At 74.4% G+C, this 18,119-nt stretch carries 18 protein-coding genes; 12 read left to right on the forward strand and 6 right to left on the reverse strand.

The window, feature by feature from the left end; genetic code table 11:
* Window positions 1–553 precede the first annotated feature (553 nt).
* A complete protein-coding gene (locus tag ABD345_RS19030) occupies window positions 554–2,548 on the forward strand; it encodes an LPXTG cell wall anchor domain-containing protein (protein ID WP_344553492.1) in 1,995 nt (664 codons plus the stop codon).
* Window positions 2,549–2,683: 135 nt separating this feature from the next.
* Window positions 2,684–2,971 carry a DNA-binding protein gene (locus ABD345_RS19035; RefSeq protein ID WP_344553494.1) on the forward strand — a complete coding sequence of 96 codons (288 nt, stop codon included), beginning with the start codon at window positions 2,684–2,686 and terminating at the stop codon, window positions 2,969–2,971.
* A gap of 146 nt (window positions 2,972–3,117) precedes the next feature.
* Here the strand turns inward: ABD345_RS19035 and ABD345_RS19040 are convergent, their stop codons facing one another.
* The 3 genes from ABD345_RS19040 to ABD345_RS19050 all read right to left on the reverse strand — a co-directional run bounded on the left by ABD345_RS19040 (window position 3,118) and on the right by ABD345_RS19050 (window position 5,515).
* On the reverse strand, window positions 3,118–3,714 hold the full coding sequence (locus ABD345_RS19040; protein ID WP_344553496.1) for a hypothetical protein: 597 nt from the start codon (window positions 3,712–3,714) through the stop codon (window positions 3,118–3,120).
* 27 nt (window positions 3,715–3,741) lie between these two features.
* Complete coding sequence (locus ABD345_RS19045; RefSeq protein WP_344553497.1) at window positions 3,742–4,638, reverse strand: helix-turn-helix domain-containing protein; 897 nt, start codon at window positions 4,636–4,638, stop codon at window positions 3,742–3,744.
* Window positions 4,639–4,810: 172 nt separating this feature from the next.
* On the reverse strand, window positions 4,811–5,515 hold the full coding sequence (locus ABD345_RS19050) for a class I SAM-dependent methyltransferase (protein WP_344553499.1): 705 nt from the start codon (window positions 5,513–5,515) through the stop codon (window positions 4,811–4,813).
* Between the two features lie 87 nt (window positions 5,516–5,602).
* Here ABD345_RS19050 and ABD345_RS19055 point away from each other — a divergent pair, with 87 nt between their 5' ends.
* The 6 genes from ABD345_RS19055 (at window position 5,603) to ABD345_RS19080 (ending at window position 10,479) form a co-directional block, all read left to right on the forward strand.
* Window positions 5,603–6,790, forward strand: a complete 1,188-nt coding sequence (locus ABD345_RS19055) for an acetoin utilization protein AcuC (RefSeq protein ID WP_344553500.1) — start codon at window positions 5,603–5,605, stop codon at window positions 6,788–6,790.
* Window positions 6,787–7,644 carry a phosphatase gene (locus tag ABD345_RS19060; protein WP_344553501.1) on the forward strand — a complete coding sequence of 286 codons (858 nt, stop codon included), beginning with the start codon at window positions 6,787–6,789 and terminating at the stop codon, window positions 7,642–7,644. The genes ABD345_RS19055 and ABD345_RS19060 overlap by 4 nt, the downstream gene beginning before the upstream one ends.
* Before the next feature lie 118 nt (window positions 7,645–7,762).
* Entirely contained in the window at window positions 7,763–7,972 is a 210-nt protein-coding gene (locus ABD345_RS19065) for a helix-turn-helix domain-containing protein (protein ID WP_014136488.1), read from the forward strand.
* A gap of 122 nt (window positions 7,973–8,094) precedes the next feature.
* Entirely contained in the window at window positions 8,095–8,193 is a 99-nt protein-coding gene (locus ABD345_RS19070; protein ID WP_003948845.1) for a 30S ribosomal protein bS22, read from the forward strand.
* Between the two features lie 199 nt (window positions 8,194–8,392).
* Window positions 8,393–9,478, forward strand: coding sequence for an NAD-dependent epimerase/dehydratase family protein (locus ABD345_RS19075; RefSeq protein ID WP_344553502.1), 1,086 nt, complete (start codon window positions 8,393–8,395; stop codon window positions 9,476–9,478).
* Window positions 9,475–10,479, forward strand: a complete 1,005-nt coding sequence (locus ABD345_RS19080; RefSeq protein WP_344553504.1) for a lysophospholipid acyltransferase family protein — start codon at window positions 9,475–9,477, stop codon at window positions 10,477–10,479. The genes ABD345_RS19075 and ABD345_RS19080 overlap by 4 nt, the downstream gene beginning before the upstream one ends.
* A gap of 43 nt (window positions 10,480–10,522) precedes the next feature.
* Here the strand turns inward: ABD345_RS19080 and ABD345_RS19085 are convergent, their stop codons facing one another.
* The 3 genes from ABD345_RS19085 to ABD345_RS19095 all read right to left on the reverse strand — a co-directional run bounded on the left by ABD345_RS19085 (window position 10,523) and on the right by ABD345_RS19095 (window position 14,325).
* Window positions 10,523–11,743: a DUF5667 domain-containing protein gene (locus ABD345_RS19085; protein ID WP_344553506.1), complete on the reverse strand. Its 1,221-nt coding sequence runs from the start codon at window positions 11,741–11,743 to the stop codon at window positions 10,523–10,525.
* 303 nt (window positions 11,744–12,046) lie between these two features.
* Window positions 12,047–12,940 (reverse strand): ECF subfamily RNA polymerase sigma factor, BldN family, encoded by an 894-nt coding sequence (locus ABD345_RS19090; RefSeq protein ID WP_425556850.1) that lies wholly within the window; start codon window positions 12,938–12,940, stop codon window positions 12,047–12,049.
* A gap of 461 nt (window positions 12,941–13,401) precedes the next feature.
* Window positions 13,402–14,325, reverse strand: coding sequence for an HAD family hydrolase (locus tag ABD345_RS19095; RefSeq protein ID WP_344553507.1), 924 nt, complete (start codon window positions 14,323–14,325; stop codon window positions 13,402–13,404).
* A gap of 89 nt (window positions 14,326–14,414) precedes the next feature.
* Between ABD345_RS19095 and ABD345_RS19100 the strand changes: the two genes are divergently transcribed.
* The 4 genes from ABD345_RS19100 to ABD345_RS19115 all read left to right on the forward strand — a co-directional run bounded on the left by ABD345_RS19100 (window position 14,415) and on the right by ABD345_RS19115 (window position 18,092).
* Window positions 14,415–14,681, forward strand: a complete 267-nt coding sequence (locus ABD345_RS19100) for a glutaredoxin family protein (protein ID WP_344553639.1) — start codon at window positions 14,415–14,417, stop codon at window positions 14,679–14,681.
* Between the two features lie 324 nt (window positions 14,682–15,005).
* Entirely contained in the window at window positions 15,006–15,680 is a 675-nt protein-coding gene (locus ABD345_RS19105; protein WP_344553508.1) for a 3'-5' exonuclease, read from the forward strand.
* A 107-nt stretch (window positions 15,681–15,787) separates the two neighbouring features.
* Window positions 15,788–16,645, forward strand: coding sequence for a redox-sensing transcriptional repressor Rex (locus ABD345_RS19110; RefSeq protein ID WP_344553641.1), 858 nt, complete (start codon window positions 15,788–15,790; stop codon window positions 16,643–16,645).
* Window positions 16,646–16,676: 31 nt separating this feature from the next.
* Window positions 16,677–18,092: a glutamyl-tRNA reductase gene (locus ABD345_RS19115; protein WP_344553509.1), complete on the forward strand. Its 1,416-nt coding sequence runs from the start codon at window positions 16,677–16,679 to the stop codon at window positions 18,090–18,092.
* Window positions 18,093–18,119: the final 27 nt, after the last annotated feature.

Consider the following 18,119-nt stretch of genomic DNA (forward strand, 5'->3'; position numbering starts at 1 on the left):
TGAGCGACGTGTTGCGGCAACGCGCCTGGGAGATCGCCGAACGGCTCGCCGAGGCGGGCGGCGGGGAGGCCAGGCTGACCGTCATCCCGGACGGCTAACGCGTCGAACTACGGATCTTCCGGCCCGAGGACGGCTCCCCCAGCCCCGAGGACCACCTGGCCGTCCTCAAAGCCCTCGCCCTGGGCGACCGCTGGGGACACCGCTACTCCCCGCCCTCCCGCAACAACGGCACCGCCCGCGAACTCGTCTGGAGCGAAGTCCACACCCCGCCCGACCAGAACGACCGGGCGGACAGCTAGCACCGGGCCGGGCGGGCTCGGGTTCTGACGGTCCTCGCAACACAGCCTGGCGTGGGAGACCGTTGAGTTCCTGGGTGACGTGTTGCAGATCTGCGCTGCAGCAGCCGGGCAGGGCGCGTGGAGGGATGCGCCGACGGGCCCGGCACGCCCGGCCGGGTGACGGGAAGACGGTGGCGTTCGTGTCGGCGGCCGTTCGTGGTTGCACCGTGCTTAGCGTCGGGCCGGAACGGGTGCCTGGCGGAGGGCGGACGGCGATGCGGCGGAGCGTGGCGGCGGTCTGGGCGGTCCTGGTGCTGCTGGCCACCTGTTGGTCCTGGTCCTGGCCCGCGACGGCCGGGGCGGTGCCGCCGCAGGCGCCGTTCGCCGCCTACCAGTACGGCACCGACGGCTGCCTGGAAGTCGGCGCCCGGGACGGGCAGCCCAAACCGTACGCCGCGCCCGCCGGGTACGACCCGACAGCCGGCTACCCGGCGTTCGGCTACGACCCGGCCGCGCTCGGGTTCACCGCCACCGGCGGCACCAACGCCTGCCGGTACAAGTTCTACGACAAGAACCCGCGCACCGACCCGAGCGCCGTGGTCATCGCCACCGGCTACTGCGTGCAGTACGCCGCCGGGCAGCTCTCCGGCACCGGCTACGACCCGCAGGACGCCGCACCCGTCCGCGACGCCGGCTACGTCCGGCGGATCCTCGCCACCTACTGGCCCAACAGCGACCTGCCCACCGTGCCCGGCACCAACGCCACCGTGATCAACCGGCAGCGCTCCGGGGCCGTCGCGATGGCGATCCACTGGTTCACCGACGGCATCGCGATGCCGCCCGACTACCAGGTGCCCGCGCTGTACGACTCGGTCAAGCAGGTCGTCGACGGCGCCCTCGCCGCCGGGCCGCTCGACCCGCCCGCCGACCCGACGCCGACCATCGACGGACCCGGCGGCGGCGACGCGCAGACCCTGGTCGGGCCGTACACCGTCGGCGCGAACGCGCTCGGGCCGGTCACCGTCCGGATCGACGGCGCGGGCGTCGACGCGTACACCGACGCCGCCGGGACGGTGCCCTTCACCAGCGGCGACGCCCTCCCGCTCGGCGGGCGGCTGTGGCTGCGCGGGCCCGCCGGACAGGTCGTGCTGCACGCCGAGGGGCCCGTGCAGGCCGCCATCGGGACGTACATGGCGGGGGACCCGGCGGTACGGGTGCAGTCGATGATGCTCGCCACCGCCGTACCGCTGACGGGCAAGACCGAACGGACCCTGACCCTGGTACCCGGAGACCCGCCGCGCCTCACCAGCCAGGTCTCCACGGCCGTGCTCACCAGCGGCGCCCCCGTCTCCGACAGCTTCGACGTCACCGGCCTGCGCGGGCCCGCCACGCTCACCGCCACGCTGTACGGGCCGCTGCCCGTCCCCGGCTCCGGGGATTGCGGGCAGGCCGGGTGGGACGGTGCCGGGCTGCCCGTCGAGGCGGTCTACGACCCCGTCCCGCTCACCGGCGACGGCCGGGTCACCCTCCCCGACCGGACCACCGGCGAACCCGGCTGCTACTCCTTCGGGGCCCGGCTGCAACCCGAAGCCACCGACCCCGTCGACCTCCCGCCCGGCGACCCCGCCGAGACCCTCCGGGTCGACCCGCGCCCCGTGCCGCCCGTCCTGACCCTCACCACCCGGGCCTCGGCGAGCACCCTCCCGGCCGGCCGGGAGGCCACCGACACCCTCACCGTCACCGGCATCACCCCCGGCCGCACCGTCCACCTCGAACCCACCCTGTACGGCCCGCTGCCCCCCGCCGCCGACGGCGGCTGCGCCGGGCTCGACTGGACCGCCCCCGACCTCCCCGTCACCGCCCGGCTCGCTCCGCACGACCTCACCGCCGACGGCTCCGTCACCACCGAGGCGGTCCGGCTCGCGGCGGCCGGCTGCTACAGCTTCGGGACGGTGATGACGCACGACGTGCTGACGGGCGGCCAGGAACCGGTCGAACACGGGCTGGGCGACCCGGAGGAGACCCTCCTGGTGACGCCCTCGCCCTCCCCGTCCCCGTCCCCGTCCCCCTCCCCGTCCCCCTCCCCATCCCCCTCGCCGTCGCCCTCCCCGTCCGGAACGCCCACGCCCTCCCCCAGCGCGAGTGCGACGGCAAGGCCGGTGCCCCCACTGCCCGACACCGGGACGGACGAGACCGAAGCGGTGCTGGCCGGCGCGCTCGCGTTGCTGGTACTGGGCTCGGCCGCCCTGGCCGTCACCCGGCGCAAGTGATCACGCCGCCCCGCTCCCCACTGCCGCGACCCGGCCCACACGTCGATACGGCAGTGCGATGGTGAACCCCGACCTGCTGGGCGGCCTCCCGCCGTTCGGGCGCGGACCCGGCGGGTCGGCGAGCACAATGCCCGGGTGAAGCCCTGGAGAGACAGCCTCCCGCAGATCCCCTTCGCCTACCGGGCGCTCCCGCCGGACGGTGCCTGGATGACCCGGGAGGAGGCGGCTGCCTGCCTGGGGATCGGGGAGTTCCACTTCAACTCGCTGATGACCAACACCCATCGCATCGATCCGGTCCGCACCACCGACCGGCAACTGGCCGTCACCCGCGCCAGCGTGGAGGCGGAGCAGCACTGGCGCGCCACCGCTCCCCGCCGCCGCAAGGCCCTGCGCCTGCTCAAGGACATCGCCCGCTCGTTCTGACCTTCCCGCGCGGTGGAGCGCCCGGCCCGGTTCCGCGAGATTGGATACAGTGGGGGTGGCGCCGGGGATCGCGGATTCCCGGAAGTCGTGGAGCCAGGTGACCTGGGGCAGACCGGGAGCCTGGCTCGGCGCTTTTCCGGGCGCGGTCAGCAGTCCGTGACGACGTCCACTTCCACGGCCGAGTCCCCGAAGCGCTGCCAGTACTCGTCGCGCCCGAACTGCGCGAACCGCCGGGCACCGGCTACGACGTCGGCGATCCACAGCAGCGGCTCGTTCCCGCCGTGGACGTGTTCCACCCGGAAAGCGCTGCCCGTGGGCAGCGTGCGACGTGCTGCCATGACCGTCCGCACGTCGCGTTCGTTCAGCGACGGTTCCCGGGCCTCGACGTACAGACGGTCCACCCCTAACCCGTGCAGCCCGGCCACCAACTCGGCGAGGCACTTCGCCCGGGCCCGCTCCTGGCGCCGCACCGGGACCGGGGCGCCGAACGTCACCACGTGCAGTCCTTGCAGGGACGCCACCGCCCGGGCCGCGTCCGTTCGCTGGCGGTGGTCCATCTCCGTCCAGTGCAACTTGCGGTCCGCTCGACCGCCCCGGCACCGGAGGGCCCGCATCGTGTCGCGTGCCCCTTCTTCCGCGCCGGGCTCGATCACCGCAGCGGCGATGATGTAGAAGCCCGACGAGTTCTCCTCCTGGAACGACTCGTCGGACCACGCGGTCCGGTTCCGGGCGTCGGGGCTCATCACCGTCCCTCTCGGCGGGCCGGGGCGTCAGGCCGCCCGGGCGCGGTGGAGGGCCTCGCGGGCCAGGGCGGCGCCGGTGCCGGGGGTGACGGGGGCGGGTGGCGGGGCCTGGGTGCAGGGCGGGCAGATGCCGGGGCGGGGGACGGGGTCGTGGCAGGTGGCGCAGGTGGGGGCGGGGGCGGGTGGGGCGAAGGTGGCGGGGAGCTTGTCGGTCAGGCGGCGGCGCAGGAACCCGGCGGGGGAGTGGACGTGGTCCGGGAGGCCGGGGAGCAGTGCGGCGGCGAGGTCGGCGGGGGTGCTGCCCCGGTCGATCCAGTGGACGACCAGCGGGGCGAGGCGGGCGGCCTCGGCCTCGCCGATCCGCAGGCGGGGTTCGCGGCGGACGACGCGCAGCAGGGCGTCGGCGGCGGTGCGGGCCCGGCCGTCGAGGACGGGCGCGGGGGCGGGCGGGCGCGGTGCGGTCCGGGTGCGCTGGCGCGGGATCGCGGGCGGTTTGGCGGGCGGCGCCGCAGGCGGTTCGGGAGGGAGGGGAGGGAGGGGGGTTTCTTGCTCTTGTTTCTTTGTCTTTAGGGACCCCCCGTGACCGGATTCCGGTTTCCCCGCAGTCGGTGCGACCTGCAGCGATGGGAACTTCCAGGCGACGTCGGTGACGTGCTGCACGGAGATGATGCGGCCCTTGGCGATCCGGAGCGGGCGGACGACGTAGTAGCCGGCCTCGGTCAGCTCGCGCAGCCACTTGCGGACGGCGGTGGAGGTGTCGCCGGAGCGGCGGGCCATCTCCGGGGCGGGCATCCACTGGCCGTCGGGGAGGGAGAGCAGGAAGCAGAGCAGGCCCCGGGGTCCGTGGCGGAGGCCGGAGTTCTGCAGGATCTCGTTCGGGAGGATCGTGAAGTTGCCCGTGTGCGGGCTACGATTGATGCGCATGGGAGGTCTTGCTCCTGTGCCATGCCCCGGGGTGTTGGCGCACCGCCGGGGCGAAACTTTTCCTTCGACTGCTGCGGAACGTAACACGCCGACTACGCTCCGCGCCAAGCGATCGACGGGCAGTCACATTCCGACGATCTGATGCCCGAAAAGCCATCAACTCCGTTCAGGGTCAGCGCACAGCACGCACCAGCAGGGTCTCCGCGCTGCGGCCCCCGGGCACGGCGGGCGCGACCCGCTCGGTGCTGACGGCGCTGAACCCGGCCGCGTCCAGGGCCTTCGCCCAGACCTGCTCCTGGAGGACCCAGCGGCGCATCGTCGCGGCCGCACCCCCGGGCGTCCTGGCCGGAATGTCGGCGGGCACCACGTCCGCCTCCGCCGGGGCCCCGCCGAGGTAGTGGCCGAGCGTCGAGGCGACGAGCAGCCCACCGGGCCGCAGGGCGCTCGCGGCGGCCGGAAGCAGCTCGGCCGGGTCGGTGAAGTCGAGGCTGCCGAAGACGGAGTACAGCACGTCGTACGCGCCGGGGTGGCCCAGGAGGTGCCCGACGGCCTCGGAGCGGACCAGCCGCAGCCGGGGCGCGAGGAAGCCGTACAGGTCTTCGGCCATGGCGCACTGGGCGGGCGAGGCGTCCACGGCGTCGACCCGGGCCGGACGGTGGTGCACGACGAGGTGCGCGGCGTGCCGGCCGGAGCCGGAACCGAGGTCGCCGATCGTCAACCCGCCGAGGTCGCCCCCGAGGAGCTCCGCCCCGGGCCCGCAGTCCTGCCCCCACGTCCAGGCGAAGCCACCGGGAACGCCCCGATCGGTCCCGGCCCGGCCACGGCCGTAGTGGTGCCAGAGGTCTGCCGCCGCCCGGACGGCCGAGGTGTCGGTCACCCGCGCCATCCTCGCGCCCCACCGGCGCGGAGGCCCGTCGCCACGGCAACGCGGGGTGGCGGGGGCGGTCCCGATACGGTGTGGGGCATGGCGGACACCACCTGCGGCCTGCACCTGTTCTGGGACGAGGCAGAGACCGGATACGACTTCGGGCCGGGGCACCCGATGGACCCGACGCGGCTCGCGCTGACGATGCGGCTGGTCGAGTCGCTCGGGCTGACGAAGCGGCCGTCGGTGACGGTGCGTTCGGCGCCGCCGGCCGGGGAGTCGACGCTGCGGCTGGTGCACACCGCCGAGTACCTGGCGGCGGTGAAGCGGGCCGCCGCCGACCCGTCCGCCGTGGACGACGCGCACGGGCTGGGGACGGACGACAACTGGGCGTTCCCGGGGCTGCACACCGCCTCCGCGCTGATCGCCGGGCAGTCGGTGGCCGCCGCCGAGGCGGTGTGGCGCGGCGAGACGCCGCACGCCGTCAACTTCGCGGGCGGGCTGCACCACGCGCTGCCCGGCCGGGCGTCCGGGTTCTGCGTCTACAACGACCCGGCGCTGGCCATCGCCCGGCTGCTCGAACTCGGCGCCGAGCGGGTCGCCTACGTCGACGTGGACGTCCACCACGGCGACGGCGTGCAGCAGGCGTTCTGGAACGACCCCCGGGTGCTGACCGTCTCGCTGCACGAGAGCCCCGCCACGCTGTTCCCGCAGACCGGCTGGGCCACCGAGACCGGCGGCCCGGACGCCGAGGGCAGCGCCGCCAACCTGCCGCTGCCCGCCGGGACGGGCGACGCCGGGTGGCTGCGGGCCTTCCACGCCCTGGTGCCGGAACTGCTGGCAGCGTTCCGCCCGCAGGTGATCGTCAGCCAGCACGGCGCCGACACCCACGTCGAGGACCCGCTCGCGCACTTCGCCGTCACCGTCGACGCCCAGCGGATCATCGCCGAGGCCGTCCACCGCCTCGCCCACGAGCACGCCGACGGCCGCTGGATCGCCACCGGCGGCGGCGGGTACGCGGTGGTCGACGTGGTGCCCCGCACCTGGACGCACCTGGTCGCCACCGCCGCCGGACACCCCGTCGACCCGGCCACCGAGACCCCCGAGGAGTGGCGCGCCGAGACCTACCGGCTCACCCGCCGCCCCGCCCCGCTGCGGATGACCGACGGCGCCACCCCGCACTGGTCCGACTTCCACGACGGCGGCTACGACCCCGCCGACCGCCTCGACCAGGCGATCCTGGCCGCCCGCCGGGCCGTCCTGCCGCACCACGGGCTGATCCCGTGACCGCCCGGCCCGCCCGGATCGACCGCGGGGAACTGCGCGACTACCTGGTCAAGCACCGGCTGGCCGGACCCGAGGTCCCGACGCCCCGGCAGAACAACCTCCGGCACTACCGGCTGTTCGCCCAGGGCGACCCCAGGACGCTGATGGGCCTCGACCCGCTGCCCCGCCGCGACGAGGCCGCCGTGCTGGCGCTGATGGCCGACCGGGTCGGCGTGAACCCCGACCCGCGCCACCTCCAGGGCCCGGACTCGATCGACCCCGACCGCACCCTCGACGCCCTGGACCGGCTCGCCGCCCTGCTGCGCCGCACCGCCGACCGGCGCGGCAGCGTGCTGGCCGGCACCGGGCACCCCACCAAGCTGGCCGACTTCCACCGCGCGCTGTCCGAGGCGCTCGAAGCAGCCGGTTGCACCGTGCACACCCCCGCGCGGGGCACGCGCTTCCGCGAGCCCACCCCCGAGGGCGAGCGTCCCCGCCACATCGACGTGCTCGACGGCGTCCTGGTGGTGCGCGCCCTGGACGGCCCCGACGGCCCCGGCCGCCCCGGCCCCGGCGACCTCGCGCACACCCACTCCCCGCTGCCCGTCCGGCTCGCCCTGGCCGCCCTCGCCGACGCCGGCCACCGCCCGCCCGACCTGGTGCTGGGCGACCACGGCTGGCTGTGCGGCGCGGGCCGCCTCGGCATCCCCGCCGGGGGCGTCGCGGACTGCAACGACGTCGCCCCGTTCGCCGCCGAGGCGGACGGCCTGGTCGAGGTGGTCGTCCCGCTGGAGGACGGCTCCGCGCCCAGCTGCTACGTTCCGCTGAGCGACTACGTACTGCAACGGGCGGATCTCGCACCGTACAACAGGTGACGGCCCCCCTCTTCCCACCCGTACCACGCATAACTACTCTGGGGATACACGTGTGCCGGTGGAGTCACCGGAGGGGAAGCCGGTGCCTTGCACACGGGTAAGGGTCGGGTGATGGGTCATGAGTTCCGGCGAGCGTCCCCTGCAGGATGTCGTCTTCCTGACCGTGGCCGAGGTCGCCTCGGTGATGCGGGTGTCGAAGATGACGGTCTACCGCCTCGTGCACAGCGGAGAGCTTCCGGCCATCAGGGTCGGACGCTCCTTCCGGGTGCCCGAGCAGAAGGTGCACGAGTACCTCCAGGAGTCCTACGTGCGGCTCGAAAGCGCGTAGGCCGGAGCCCCACCGGGGCACCGATTACGGCAAACGCGAGGTGGACGGTAGGCTAGGGCCTCCGTCAGTCGTATGGACTCCCGGCTCTCACGGGCGCGGGTCCGAGTGAGCGAGGAAATTCCGTGGGCTCTGTCATCAAGAAGCGTCGCAAGCGTATGGCCAAGAAGAAGCACCGCAAGCTTCTGAAGAGGACCAGGGTCCAGCGTCGCAACAAGAAGTAACACCGGTCGGCGCCGTCCCCGCTCGCGCGGGGGTCAGCCACGGACTCGCTTTCAGCGTCGCAGGAAGAACTGGCGCCGGTGGTGTACCACTGCCCGTCCCAGGGAGAAATCCCCGGGGCGGGCAGTGGCGTTTCAGCCCCCGTCCGCTCCGCGCGGTACGGTGCACACCAGGGTGGGCATCCAGGGAGGTCGGGGCATCGTGGGCAAGGTCGTGCTCGTCACCGGCGTGGCGCGTCCGCTCGGCGCGCGGTTCGCCGAACGGATCTCCGAACACCCCGAGGTGGACCGGGTGGTGGGCGTCGACGCCGCCCCGCCGCCGGCCGACCTGCCGTTCGGCGTCCGCTACGCCCAGGTCGACCCGCGCCGCCCGGCGATCGCCCGGGTGATCGCCGAGCACGAGGTCGACACCGTCGTGCACCTCAACGTCACCGCGCTCGGCCACGGCGGCCGCACGGCGGTGAAGGAGAGCAACGTCATCGGCAGCATGCAGCTGCTCGGCGCCTGCCAGCAGGCCCCCGGACTGCGCCGCCTGGTCGTCAAGTCCACCACCGCCGTCTACGGCTCCGCGCCCCGCGACCCGGCCGTGTTCGGCGAACGCACCCAGCCCAAGGCGCTGCCCCCCGGCGGCTTCGCCCGGGACGCCGCCGAGGTCGAGGGCTACGTCCGCGGCTTCGCCCGCCGCCGCCCCGACGTCGCGGTCACCGTGCTGCGCTTCGCCAACATCCTCGGCCCGGACGGCGACACCCCGCTCGCCGCGTACTTCCGGCTCCCGGTGCTGCCCACCGCGTTCGGCCACGACCCCCGGCTGCAGTTCGTCCACGAGGAGGACGCCCTGGAGGTGCTCCGGCGCGCCGCCCTCGGCGCGCCCCCCGGCACCTACAACGTCGCCGGGGACGGCGTCCTGCTGCTCTCCCAGTGCGCCCGCCGGCTCGGCCGCCCCACCGTCCCGCTGCTGCGGCCCGCCCTCGGCCTGGTCGCCCGGCTGGCCCGCCGACTGGCCGCCCCCGCGGACCGGGCGTTCTCCCAGGAACAGCTCCAACTCCTCACCCACGGACGGGTGGTCGACACCGTCCGGCTCCGCGAGGAGTTCGGCCACACCCCGCGCTGGACCACCGCCGAGACCTTCGCCGACTTCGTCGCGCACACCTCCGCCGGCCCCCTGCCGCCCGAGCGGCTCACCGCCGTCACCGACCGGCTGGCCGGCCTGCTCGGCGACCACCCCCCGGCCGGCCACCGGCCCACCGGCCACCACCCCACCGAGAACCACGAATCGAGGCCGCGATGACAGCCGCCCGGGAACCCGCCGACCCGGCGGCCAAGGTCATCCCGATCGAATCCGCCCCCAGCTGGAACGGCCCCGAACCCCGTCCCGGCCTCGCCGACCGGATCGCCGACGGCGTCGGCGCCGCCCTCGCCGGACAGCTCGGCGCCACCGCCACCCGGGTCCTCGGCAAGGGCTGGGAGGAACGCGCCGCCCACGGCCTCGGCTTCCTGCGCCGCCGGCTCACCGGCGACTACGAGGTCGACGACTTCGGCTTCGACGAGGAACTCACCGAGGAGGTCTTCCTCGCCCTGCTGCGGCCGCTCGCCGAGAAGTACTTCCGGATCGAGGTCCGCGGCACCGAGCACATCCCCGCCGAGGGCGGCGTGCTGATCGTCGCCAACCACTCCGGCACCATCCCGCTGGACGCCCTGATGACCCAGGTCGCCGTCCACGACCACGCCGACCGGCACCTGCGGATGCTCGCCGCCGACCTGGTCTTCGTCCTGCCCGTGGTCAACGAACTCGCCCGCAAGGCCGGACACACCCTGGCCTGCAACGAGGACGCCCAGACCCTGCTGGAGCGCGGCGAGGTGGTCGGCGTCTGGCCCGAGGGCTTCAAGGGCATCGGCAAGCCCTTCTCCGAGCGCTACAAGCTCCAGCGCTTCGGCCGCGGCGGCTTCGTCGCCTCCGCGCTGCGGGCCGGCGTCCCGATCGTGCCCTGCTCGATCGTCGGCGCCGAGGAGACCTACCCGATGATCGGCAACTTCAAGACCCTGGCCCGGCTGCTCGGCCTGCCCTACGTCCCGATCACGCCCACCTTCCCCTGGCTCGGCCCGCTCGGCGCGATCCCGCTGCCCACCAAGTGGACCATCCAGTTCGGCGAGCCCATCCCGACCGACGGCTACCCCAAGGACGCGGCGGACGACCCGATGCTGGTCTTCAACCTCACCGACCAGGTCCGGGAGACCATCCAGCACACGCTGTACAAGCTGCTGGTGCAGCGGCGCTCGGTCTTCGGCTGAGACGGGACCAGGGGCGCGGTTCCCCGCGCCCCTGTCAGGACCGCTAGTTGAGCGTCAGCCCCGGCAGCAGGCCCGGGATGAGCGGCGGGATGGTGATGCCCTGGCCGCCGTCCGCCGGGGGTGCCGTCGGGGAGCCGGAGGGGGCGGGGGTGCCGCCCGTCGCCGGGGTGGCGGAGCCGGAGGGCGCGGGAGAGGCGCCGGAGCCGGTCAGGCCGGTCAGCAGGTCGCCGAGGCCGCCCGCGGTGGGGGCGCCGGGCGTCGCGCTGGCCCGGCCGGACGGCGCGGTGGCCGGGGCGTGGCCGCCGCCGGTGCCGGCCGAGCTGCCGGTGCCCGGGAGCAGCGGCTGCCGGCCGGTGCCCGGGTCCGTGCCGGTGGCCCCGCCCGAGGTGCCGGTCTCGCCGGTGGCCGCTCCGCTGCCGCCGCTACCGCTGTCGCCGCTGCCGCCCTGGCCGGTGACCTGCTCCAGCCGGAGCGGCGCGACGTCCTCGCTTATGTCGTCGAAGAGCCGGTCGACCTTGGACGCCTGGGTGCTCAGCCCGGACGGCAGCTTGGACTGCAGGGCCGACCAGCGCTGGTCCTCCCCGGCGAAGCCGGCGAGCTGGCGCATCGGGGTGAGCGAGCCGTTGGTGCGGTAGACGGCGCGCAGCAGGTCGCGGCCGCGCAGCGCCTCGGCGTGCATGTCGTCGAGCGCGCGGCGGACCTGGTCGACCGTGGCGGGGCTGAGCGAGGTCGGGCTGTCGGCGCGGCCGAGCAGGCTCTGCGCCTCGTCGAGGCGGGTGGACGCCTGCTGGAGGAGCAGCGCGCCGCGCTCGGTGTCGTTGTCGGCCCAGTCGAGCCGGAGCCCTTCGAGACCGCGCTTCATGCCGTACAGGGCGTCCCCGGGGAGGGCGTTGGTGGACGCGGCGGCCGCTCCGGCGAACCCGCCCACGGCCACGCCGGCGACCAGGCCGCCGATCGCCAGGCGGCGGCCCCAGCGGACCCGGCCGACCCGCCGGTCGCGCTGGACGGGGAGGACCGCGGTGGGTGCGCCGCCGGCCCACTCCTGCTCGAACGCGGCCATCAGTCGGGCGCGTTGGACCGTCCGCGTCTCGGCGGCGAGCTCGGGGGCGGGGGCCGCACCGAGGGCGTCGGCCATCGCGAGGAGCTCGGTCATGGCGGCGGAGCCGGCCCGGTGCGAGCCGCCGCTCCGGTGGTCACTCTGGTGGGCCTCCAGCGCCTCGGCGAAGGACTTCGCCCGCCGGTGCTCAAGCACGTTTGCCGTCACGGGCCACACCTCCCTTCGTCGTTTTCGACACCGTGGCCAGCCGGTTGGTTGTCCCGACAGGCCGAAACCACACCATCGGGTGACAGCTTGGGTTCCCACTTGACTGCGGGCCCGGTGGCGGATTGCACGCTGGCCAACGAGCGGTGTCGGGAGTCGGTTACGCACGACCCCCCTGGCGTATTAAGCAGAGCAGATGACCGCCCCGTCACCCGGACGTGGTCGCGCCCGGGGCGGGTTGACGGTCCGTCGGTCGCCGGGGGCGGCGACGACGGTCTGTGGGCTATCGCGTCCACGGCCGGCGGGTCACCTGGCGTCCGGCGGCAGCAGGCGGGCCAGCGTGCGCACCGCCCGGTACTGCAGCGTCTTGATGGCGCCCTCGTTCTTGCCCATGATCCGGGCCGTCTCGGCGACCGAGAGGCCCTGCAGGAAGCGCAGCGTCACGCACTCCTGCTGCTGCGGGTTGAGCCGGCGCACCGCGTCCAGCAGGGCGGCGTTGGAGAGCGACTCCAGCACCGACTCCTCGGGGCTGCGCTCGCACTCGTTGGAGTCCAGCATCTCGCCGGTGGTGACCTCCAGCCGGAACCGGCTGGACTTGAAGTGGTCGGCCACCAGGTTGCGGGCGATGGTCACCAGCCAGGCGCCGAAGTCGCGGCCCTGCCAGGTGAAGGTGCCGATCCGGCGCAGCGCGCGCAGGAAGGTCTCGCTGGTCAGGTCCTCGGCGGTGGCCCGGCTGCCGACCCGGTAGTAGATGTACCGGTACACGGTGTCGGCGTAGTGGTCGTAGAGCCGCCCGAAGGCTTCGCTCTCGCCGTTCTGGGCCCGCTCGACCAGCTCCACCACCGGGTTGTGCTCGGTGTCGTAGCCGGGGCCGGCGGGCGCGCTGCGGGACCGGCCGCGGGTGCCGGGGGCGGGCACGGTGCGGCCGCGGCCGCCGGTGGCCGGAGCGCCGCCCGCGGCGGGTCCGGTGGTCGGGCCGGCGGCGGAGCCGGTGGTGGTCGAGCGCAGCAGCGGCGCGGCGAAGGCCGCGGGGGCGGGGGCGGCGAACGCGGCCCCGGCCACTGCGGGCTGCGGCACGGGGACGATCAGTTCGAACTCGCGGATCGCGGCCCACAGCCGTTCCAGGCGCACACCGCGGCGCAGAGTGGCGGTCGACGGGCGGGAGGTGGCTGGCGCGTCGTTCCGGACGGGTGGGTACACGGGACTCCCAGAGGCAGAACTGTGGACGGATCACCTCCGCCTGTGCGGAGAGCACGCCGCACTGGCCACCCGTCACGGGGACGTTCGGGTGGGGTGCATCCAGGAGAGAATAACGCTTTGTGCAATGACAGCTACACCGCGTGGTCGAAGTGGTCGGTTGAGGTCCACTTCTTGCGCATATTCACCTGTCGGTGACCGGAGTTGGCGCCATCCGTCCGGCTCAATGTGACCACTTGTGCACGTCAGGTGACCGAACACCGGTGCGCGGGCCCGGTTTCCCCGCTAACCGCGGTCCCAACCCACGACTTTGCCCGACTGGCGAACGATCAGTTCCGGTCAGGGCCGGACGTTCTCGAACCGTCCGCCGTCCCGGGCGGGTTCACCCCCGCTGACGTGCCACGACCACCCGCCGGAGGGCGTGTCGGCGGTGCCGGGTTGACGGCCCCGCCCGGACGCGGGCGTCAGGCCCGCTGCCGCCGGTGCACCGCGACCGCCGCCGCGGCCGCCCCTGCCAGCACGCCCAGCCCGGCCGCCGCCGGGACGCCGATCCGGGCCGCCTTCCGCCCGGTCCGGAAGTCCCGCACCCGCCAGCCCATCGCTCGCGCGTGCCGGCGCAGCGCCCCGTCCGGGTTGATCACGTACGGGTGGCCGACCAGGCTCAGCATCGGGATGTCGTTGGCCGAGTCGCTGAACGCCGCGCAGCGCGCCAGGTCCAACTGCTCGCGCCGGGCGAGCGCCTGCACCGCGGCCGCCTTGGCCGGGCCGTGCAGCATCCCGCCGACCAGCCGGCCGGTGTACTCGCCGTCCCGGGTCTCCGCGACGGTGCCCAGCGCGCCGGTCATGCCCAGCCGGCGCGCGATCAGCCGGGCCACCTCCTGCGGCGCGGCCGTCACCAGCCACACCCGCTGCCCGGCGTCCAGGTGCATCTGCACCAGCGCCCGCGTCCCCGGCCAGACCTTCTCGGCCAGCACCGGCTCGAAGATCTCCTCGCAGATCCGCTCCAGGTCCGCGGTGCGCTTGCCCGCGACCAGGCCCAGCGCGCTGTCCCGGGCGTCGGCGATGTGGTCCGGGTTCTCCGAGCCGCGCAGCCGGAACGCGGCCTGCTGCCAGGCGAACCGGGCCAGGTCGCGGCGGGAGAAGAAGCGCCGCCGGTACAGCCCGACCCCGAGGTAGAAGATCGCCGCCCCGCGCAGGATGGTGTTGTCGCAGTCGAAGAACGCGGCCGCCCGGACGTCCCCGGGCACCGGCGTGTGGTCGCCCTCGGGCGCCTTCCGCTCCTCCGGCGGGAGCGCGCCCTCCGCGGCGTCGGCCGCGGCCTCGCCCGCCAGGGCGGTCCGATCGTCGGTGGAACGCCTTGACTGGGTGAGCCTTCGCAGCGCGGCCATGTGCCGAGCATAGTCAGCCCGGCCGACCGAACCCGTGTCGGCGGAGTGCCCCCGCAGTGAACGCGCGGCGGCACAATGAACCGGTGAGCCTGCTGCGACGCACCAAGAAGAACCCCGCCGAGACCACCGTCACCCTGATCGGCAAGCCCGGCTGCCACCTCTGCGAGGACGCCCGCGAGGTGGTGCTCAGGGTCACCGCCGAACTGGGCGCGGCCTTCGAGGAGAAGGACATCCTCCAGGACCCGGCCCTGTACGAGCAGTACGCCGAGCAGATCCCGGTGACCCTGATCGACGGCCGCCAGCACGACTTCTGGCGGGTGGACGAGACGCGGCTGCGCAAGGCGCTGGGCGCTTAAGCCTTCCAGGGGCCCGGGGAACTGTCGGCGGACGAGCAAGCACCACCAGGGGCCCGGGGAACGGCGGGGCCGTGCCGCTGGTGGCCGGAGCCCATCGAAGGTTCGTGCTGCTGCGTGCCGTGAACAGAACCGGAAGCCGATGCGCTGGGCGGCAGTGAACCTCGCGCAGACCCGTGCTCGCCGTTCCCCGAGCCCCTGGTTTCGCTCCCGCAGGGCATTGCTTCGTGAACGTTCGATGAAGATCGCCCTAGGAGTTCGCTCACTTCTCGGCTTACGATCGAACGGTTTTCCGTGTCCGCCGGGGGCTGTGCAGAGGAGGGCGCGATGAACGGCTACGCCGTCGTCGACGTCGAGGCCACCGGTCGTAGCCCCTGGCGGCACCGGGTGGTCGAGGTCGCCGTGGTGCAGTTGGACGCCGGGCTGCGGATCGAGCGCGAGTTCACCACGCTGGTGGACCCGGGCGGGCCGGTCGGGCCGACGCACGTGCACGGGATAGCGCAGGAGGACGTGCTCGGGGCGCCGCGGTTCCGGCAGATCGCGCCGTGGCTGCTGGAGCTGCTGGCCGGCCGGGTGCTGGTCGGCCACCACGTGACCTGTGACCGGGCGTTCCTGGAGCGGGAGTTCGCGCGGATCGGGGTGGCGCTGCCCCCGGTGCCGCTGCTGTGCACGATGCGGATGGCCCGCCGACTGCTGCCGGAGGCGGGCGGGTTCGGCCTGTCCGCGTGCGTGGACGCGGCCGGGCTGGGCTGGTTCCCGGCGCACACCGCGCTGGGGGACGCGCTGGCGACGGTGGAGCTGCTGCGGCACTGCCGGCGGACCGGCTGCACCGAGGTGCCGCTGCCGGTGCGGCCGGTGGTGCCGTGGCCGCGGCTGGGCCCGGCCCGGTCGGGGCGTTCCGGGGAGGGCGCCCCGCTGCTGCGCCGGGTGGCGCCGCTGGGGCCCTGGCCGGCCGGGGTGGAGGGCCCGCGGGCGCTGATCGGTTCGGCGGGATACGAGTGATGCGTGTCACTGTTCGGGGACAAATCGGACACCATCTTTGTGCACACGTTCACAAACGCATAGCCTGGCGGTTCAAGCCCAGCTTCACCCGCAGGAGCAACGTGGCAATCGGCCGACCCTCACCCAGCAGTTCGCAGACGCCCGACCCGGGTGCCGCGCGCAGGTCCTCGCGTGCGCGGGGCATCCCGGAGGCCACCGTCGCCCGCCTCCCGCTCTACCTGCGGGCGTTGACCGCGCTCTCCGAGCGCTCGGTCCCCACCGTCTCCTCCGAGGAGCTGGCCGCGGCCGCCGGGGTGAACTCCGCGAAGCTCCGCAAGGACTTCTCCTACCTCGGCTCCTACGGCACCCGCGGCGTCGGGTACGACGTGGAGTACCTCGTCTACCAGATCTCCCGCGAGCTGGGCCTCACCCAGGACTGGCCGGTCGTCATCGTCGGCATCGGCAACCTGGGCCACGCCCTCGCCAACTACGGCGGTTTCGCCTCCCGCGGCTTCCGGGTAGCCGCCCTGCTGGACGCCGACCCCAACGTGGTCGGCAGCACCGCCGCGGGCCTGCCCGTGCGGCACATGGACGAGCTGGAGGAGATCGTCGCCACCCAGCACGTCTCCATCGGCGTGATCACCACCCCGCCCGGTGCCGCCCAGCAGGTCTGCGACCGGCTGGTGGAGGCGGGCGTGACCAGCATCCTGAACTTCGCCCCGACCGTGCTGACCGTGCCGGACGGGGTCGACGTGCGCAAGGTCGACCTGTCGATAGAGCTGCAGATCCTCGCCTTCCACGAGCAGCGCAAGGCCGGCGACGAGCCGTCCGCGGGCGACTCGGTGCTCGACCGCGCCCCCGGGCCGGTCCGGGCCGCGGCCGCCAAGCTGCGCCGGGCCGCCGGCGGCAAGGCCGAGCCGGCGAAGGCCGCGCCGACCGCCAAGGGCGGCCCGGACGACGACCTGTCCGCGGTGATGCCGGCGTGAGCACGAACATCCGTCACGACGAGGTGGGGGCATGAGTCTTCTGGTAGTCGGTCTGAGCCACCGGACCGCGCCGGTCGGCGTGCTGGAGCGCGCCGCGCTCACCGGCGACAGCCCGACCAGGGTGCTGCACGACGCGGCCGCCTCGGCGACCGTCGGCGAGGCCGCGCTGGTCAACACCTGCAACCGGATCGAGCTGTACGCCGACGTGGACAAGTTCCACGCGGGCGTCGCCGAGCTGTCCCAGCTGCTCGCCGGGCACAGCGGCGTCGACCTGGACGAGCTCACCCCCCACCTGTACGTGCACTACGAGGACCGCGCCGTCCACCACCTGTTCTCGGTGGCCTGCGGCCTGGACTCGATGGTCGTCGGCGAGGGCCAGATCCTCGGCCAGCTGCGCGACGCACTGGCCAAGGCGCAGGAGGAGCACACCGCGGGCCGCGGCCTGAACGAGCTGTTCCAGCAGGCCCTGCGGGTCGGCAAGCGGGCCCACAGCGAGACCGGCATCGACAAGGCCGGCCAGTCGCTGGTCACCTTCGGCCTGGAGCAGGTCGCCGCCGGGGCCGGCCCGATCGCGGGCAAGCGCGCCCTGGTGGTCGGCGCGGGCTCGATGAGCTCGCTGGCCGCCGCCACCCTGGTCCGCTCCGGCGTCACCGACCTGCTGGTCGCCAACCGCACCCCGGCCCGCGCCGAGCGGCTGGCGGAGATCCTCGGCGGCACCGCCCGCACCCTGGACCTCGCCGCGGTCCCGCAGGCGCTCGCCGACGTCGACCTGGTGATCTCCTGCACCGGCGCGGCCGGCACCGTGATCGACGCCCCCGAGGTCGCCGCCGCGCTCGCCCTCCGCACCGCGTCCCAGCCCCTCGCCTTCCTCGACCTGGCCATGCCCCGGGACGTCGACCACGCCGTGCACGCCCTCGACGGCGCGCTGCTGGTCGACCTGGAGAGCCTCTCGCACGCGCACGCCGCCACCCCCGGCGCCGGCGACGTGGACGCCGTCTCCACCATCGTCGCGGACGAGGTCACCGCCTTCGGCCAGGCGCAGCGCGCCGCCCGGATCGCCCCGACCGTGGTCGCCCTGCGCGCCATGGCCTCCGAGGTGGTCAGCGGCGAGCTCGCCCGCCTCACCTCCCGGCTGCCGGACCTGGACGAGCGCTCCAGCGCGGAGATCTCGCAGACCGTGCGCCGGGTGGTCGACAAGCTGCTGCACGCCCCCACCGTCAAGGTCAAGCAGCTCGCCGCCGAACCCGGCGGGGCCTCCTACGCGGAGGCCCTGCGCGAACTGTTCGACTTGGACCCGGCGGCAGTGCACGCTGTCTCCGGCACCCCGATCGGCGCCCAGGCGGGGTCCTCGATCCCGCCGGGCGGCATCCCCGCCGCCCAGGCCGCCGTCACCCAGGCCCCCACCGACCGGGCCGCAGCAGTCCCGCCCGCCGGAGCAACCAGATGAACACCCCGTCAGCCCCCCAGCACGACC

This window comes from Kitasatospora saccharophila, assembly GCF_039529925.1.
In the GTDB taxonomy this organism is placed as follows: Bacteria; Actinomycetota; Actinomycetes; order Streptomycetales; family Streptomycetaceae; genus Kitasatospora; species Kitasatospora saccharophila.

Excerpts from the sequence above, each read along its gene's own strand:
- ABD345_RS19040 (WP_344553496.1), bottom strand. The coding sequence starts at position 3,714 with ATGAGCCCCGACGCCCGGAACCGGACCGCGTGGTCCGACGAGTCGTTC.
- ABD345_RS19115 (WP_344553509.1), top strand. The coding sequence starts at position 16,677 with ATGAGTCTTCTGGTAGTCGGTCTGAGCCACCGGACCGCGCCGGTCGGC.
- ABD345_RS19045 (WP_344553497.1), bottom strand. The coding sequence starts at position 4,638 with ATGCGCATCAATCGTAGCCCGCACACGGGCAACTTCACGATCCTCCCG.
- ABD345_RS19030 (WP_344553492.1), top strand. The coding sequence starts at position 554 with ATGCGGCGGAGCGTGGCGGCGGTCTGGGCGGTCCTGGTGCTGCTGGCC.
- ABD345_RS19065 (WP_014136488.1), top strand. The coding sequence starts at position 7,763 with ATGAGTTCCGGCGAGCGTCCCCTGCAGGATGTCGTCTTCCTGACCGTG.
- ABD345_RS19080 (WP_344553504.1), top strand. The coding sequence starts at position 9,475 with ATGACAGCCGCCCGGGAACCCGCCGACCCGGCGGCCAAGGTCATCCCG.
- ABD345_RS19105 (WP_344553508.1), top strand. The coding sequence starts at position 15,006 with ATGAACGGCTACGCCGTCGTCGACGTCGAGGCCACCGGTCGTAGCCCC.
- ABD345_RS19095 (WP_344553507.1), bottom strand. The coding sequence starts at position 14,325 with ATGGCCGCGCTGCGAAGGCTCACCCAGTCAAGGCGTTCCACCGACGAT.
- ABD345_RS19055 (WP_344553500.1), top strand. The coding sequence starts at position 5,603 with ATGGCGGACACCACCTGCGGCCTGCACCTGTTCTGGGACGAGGCAGAG.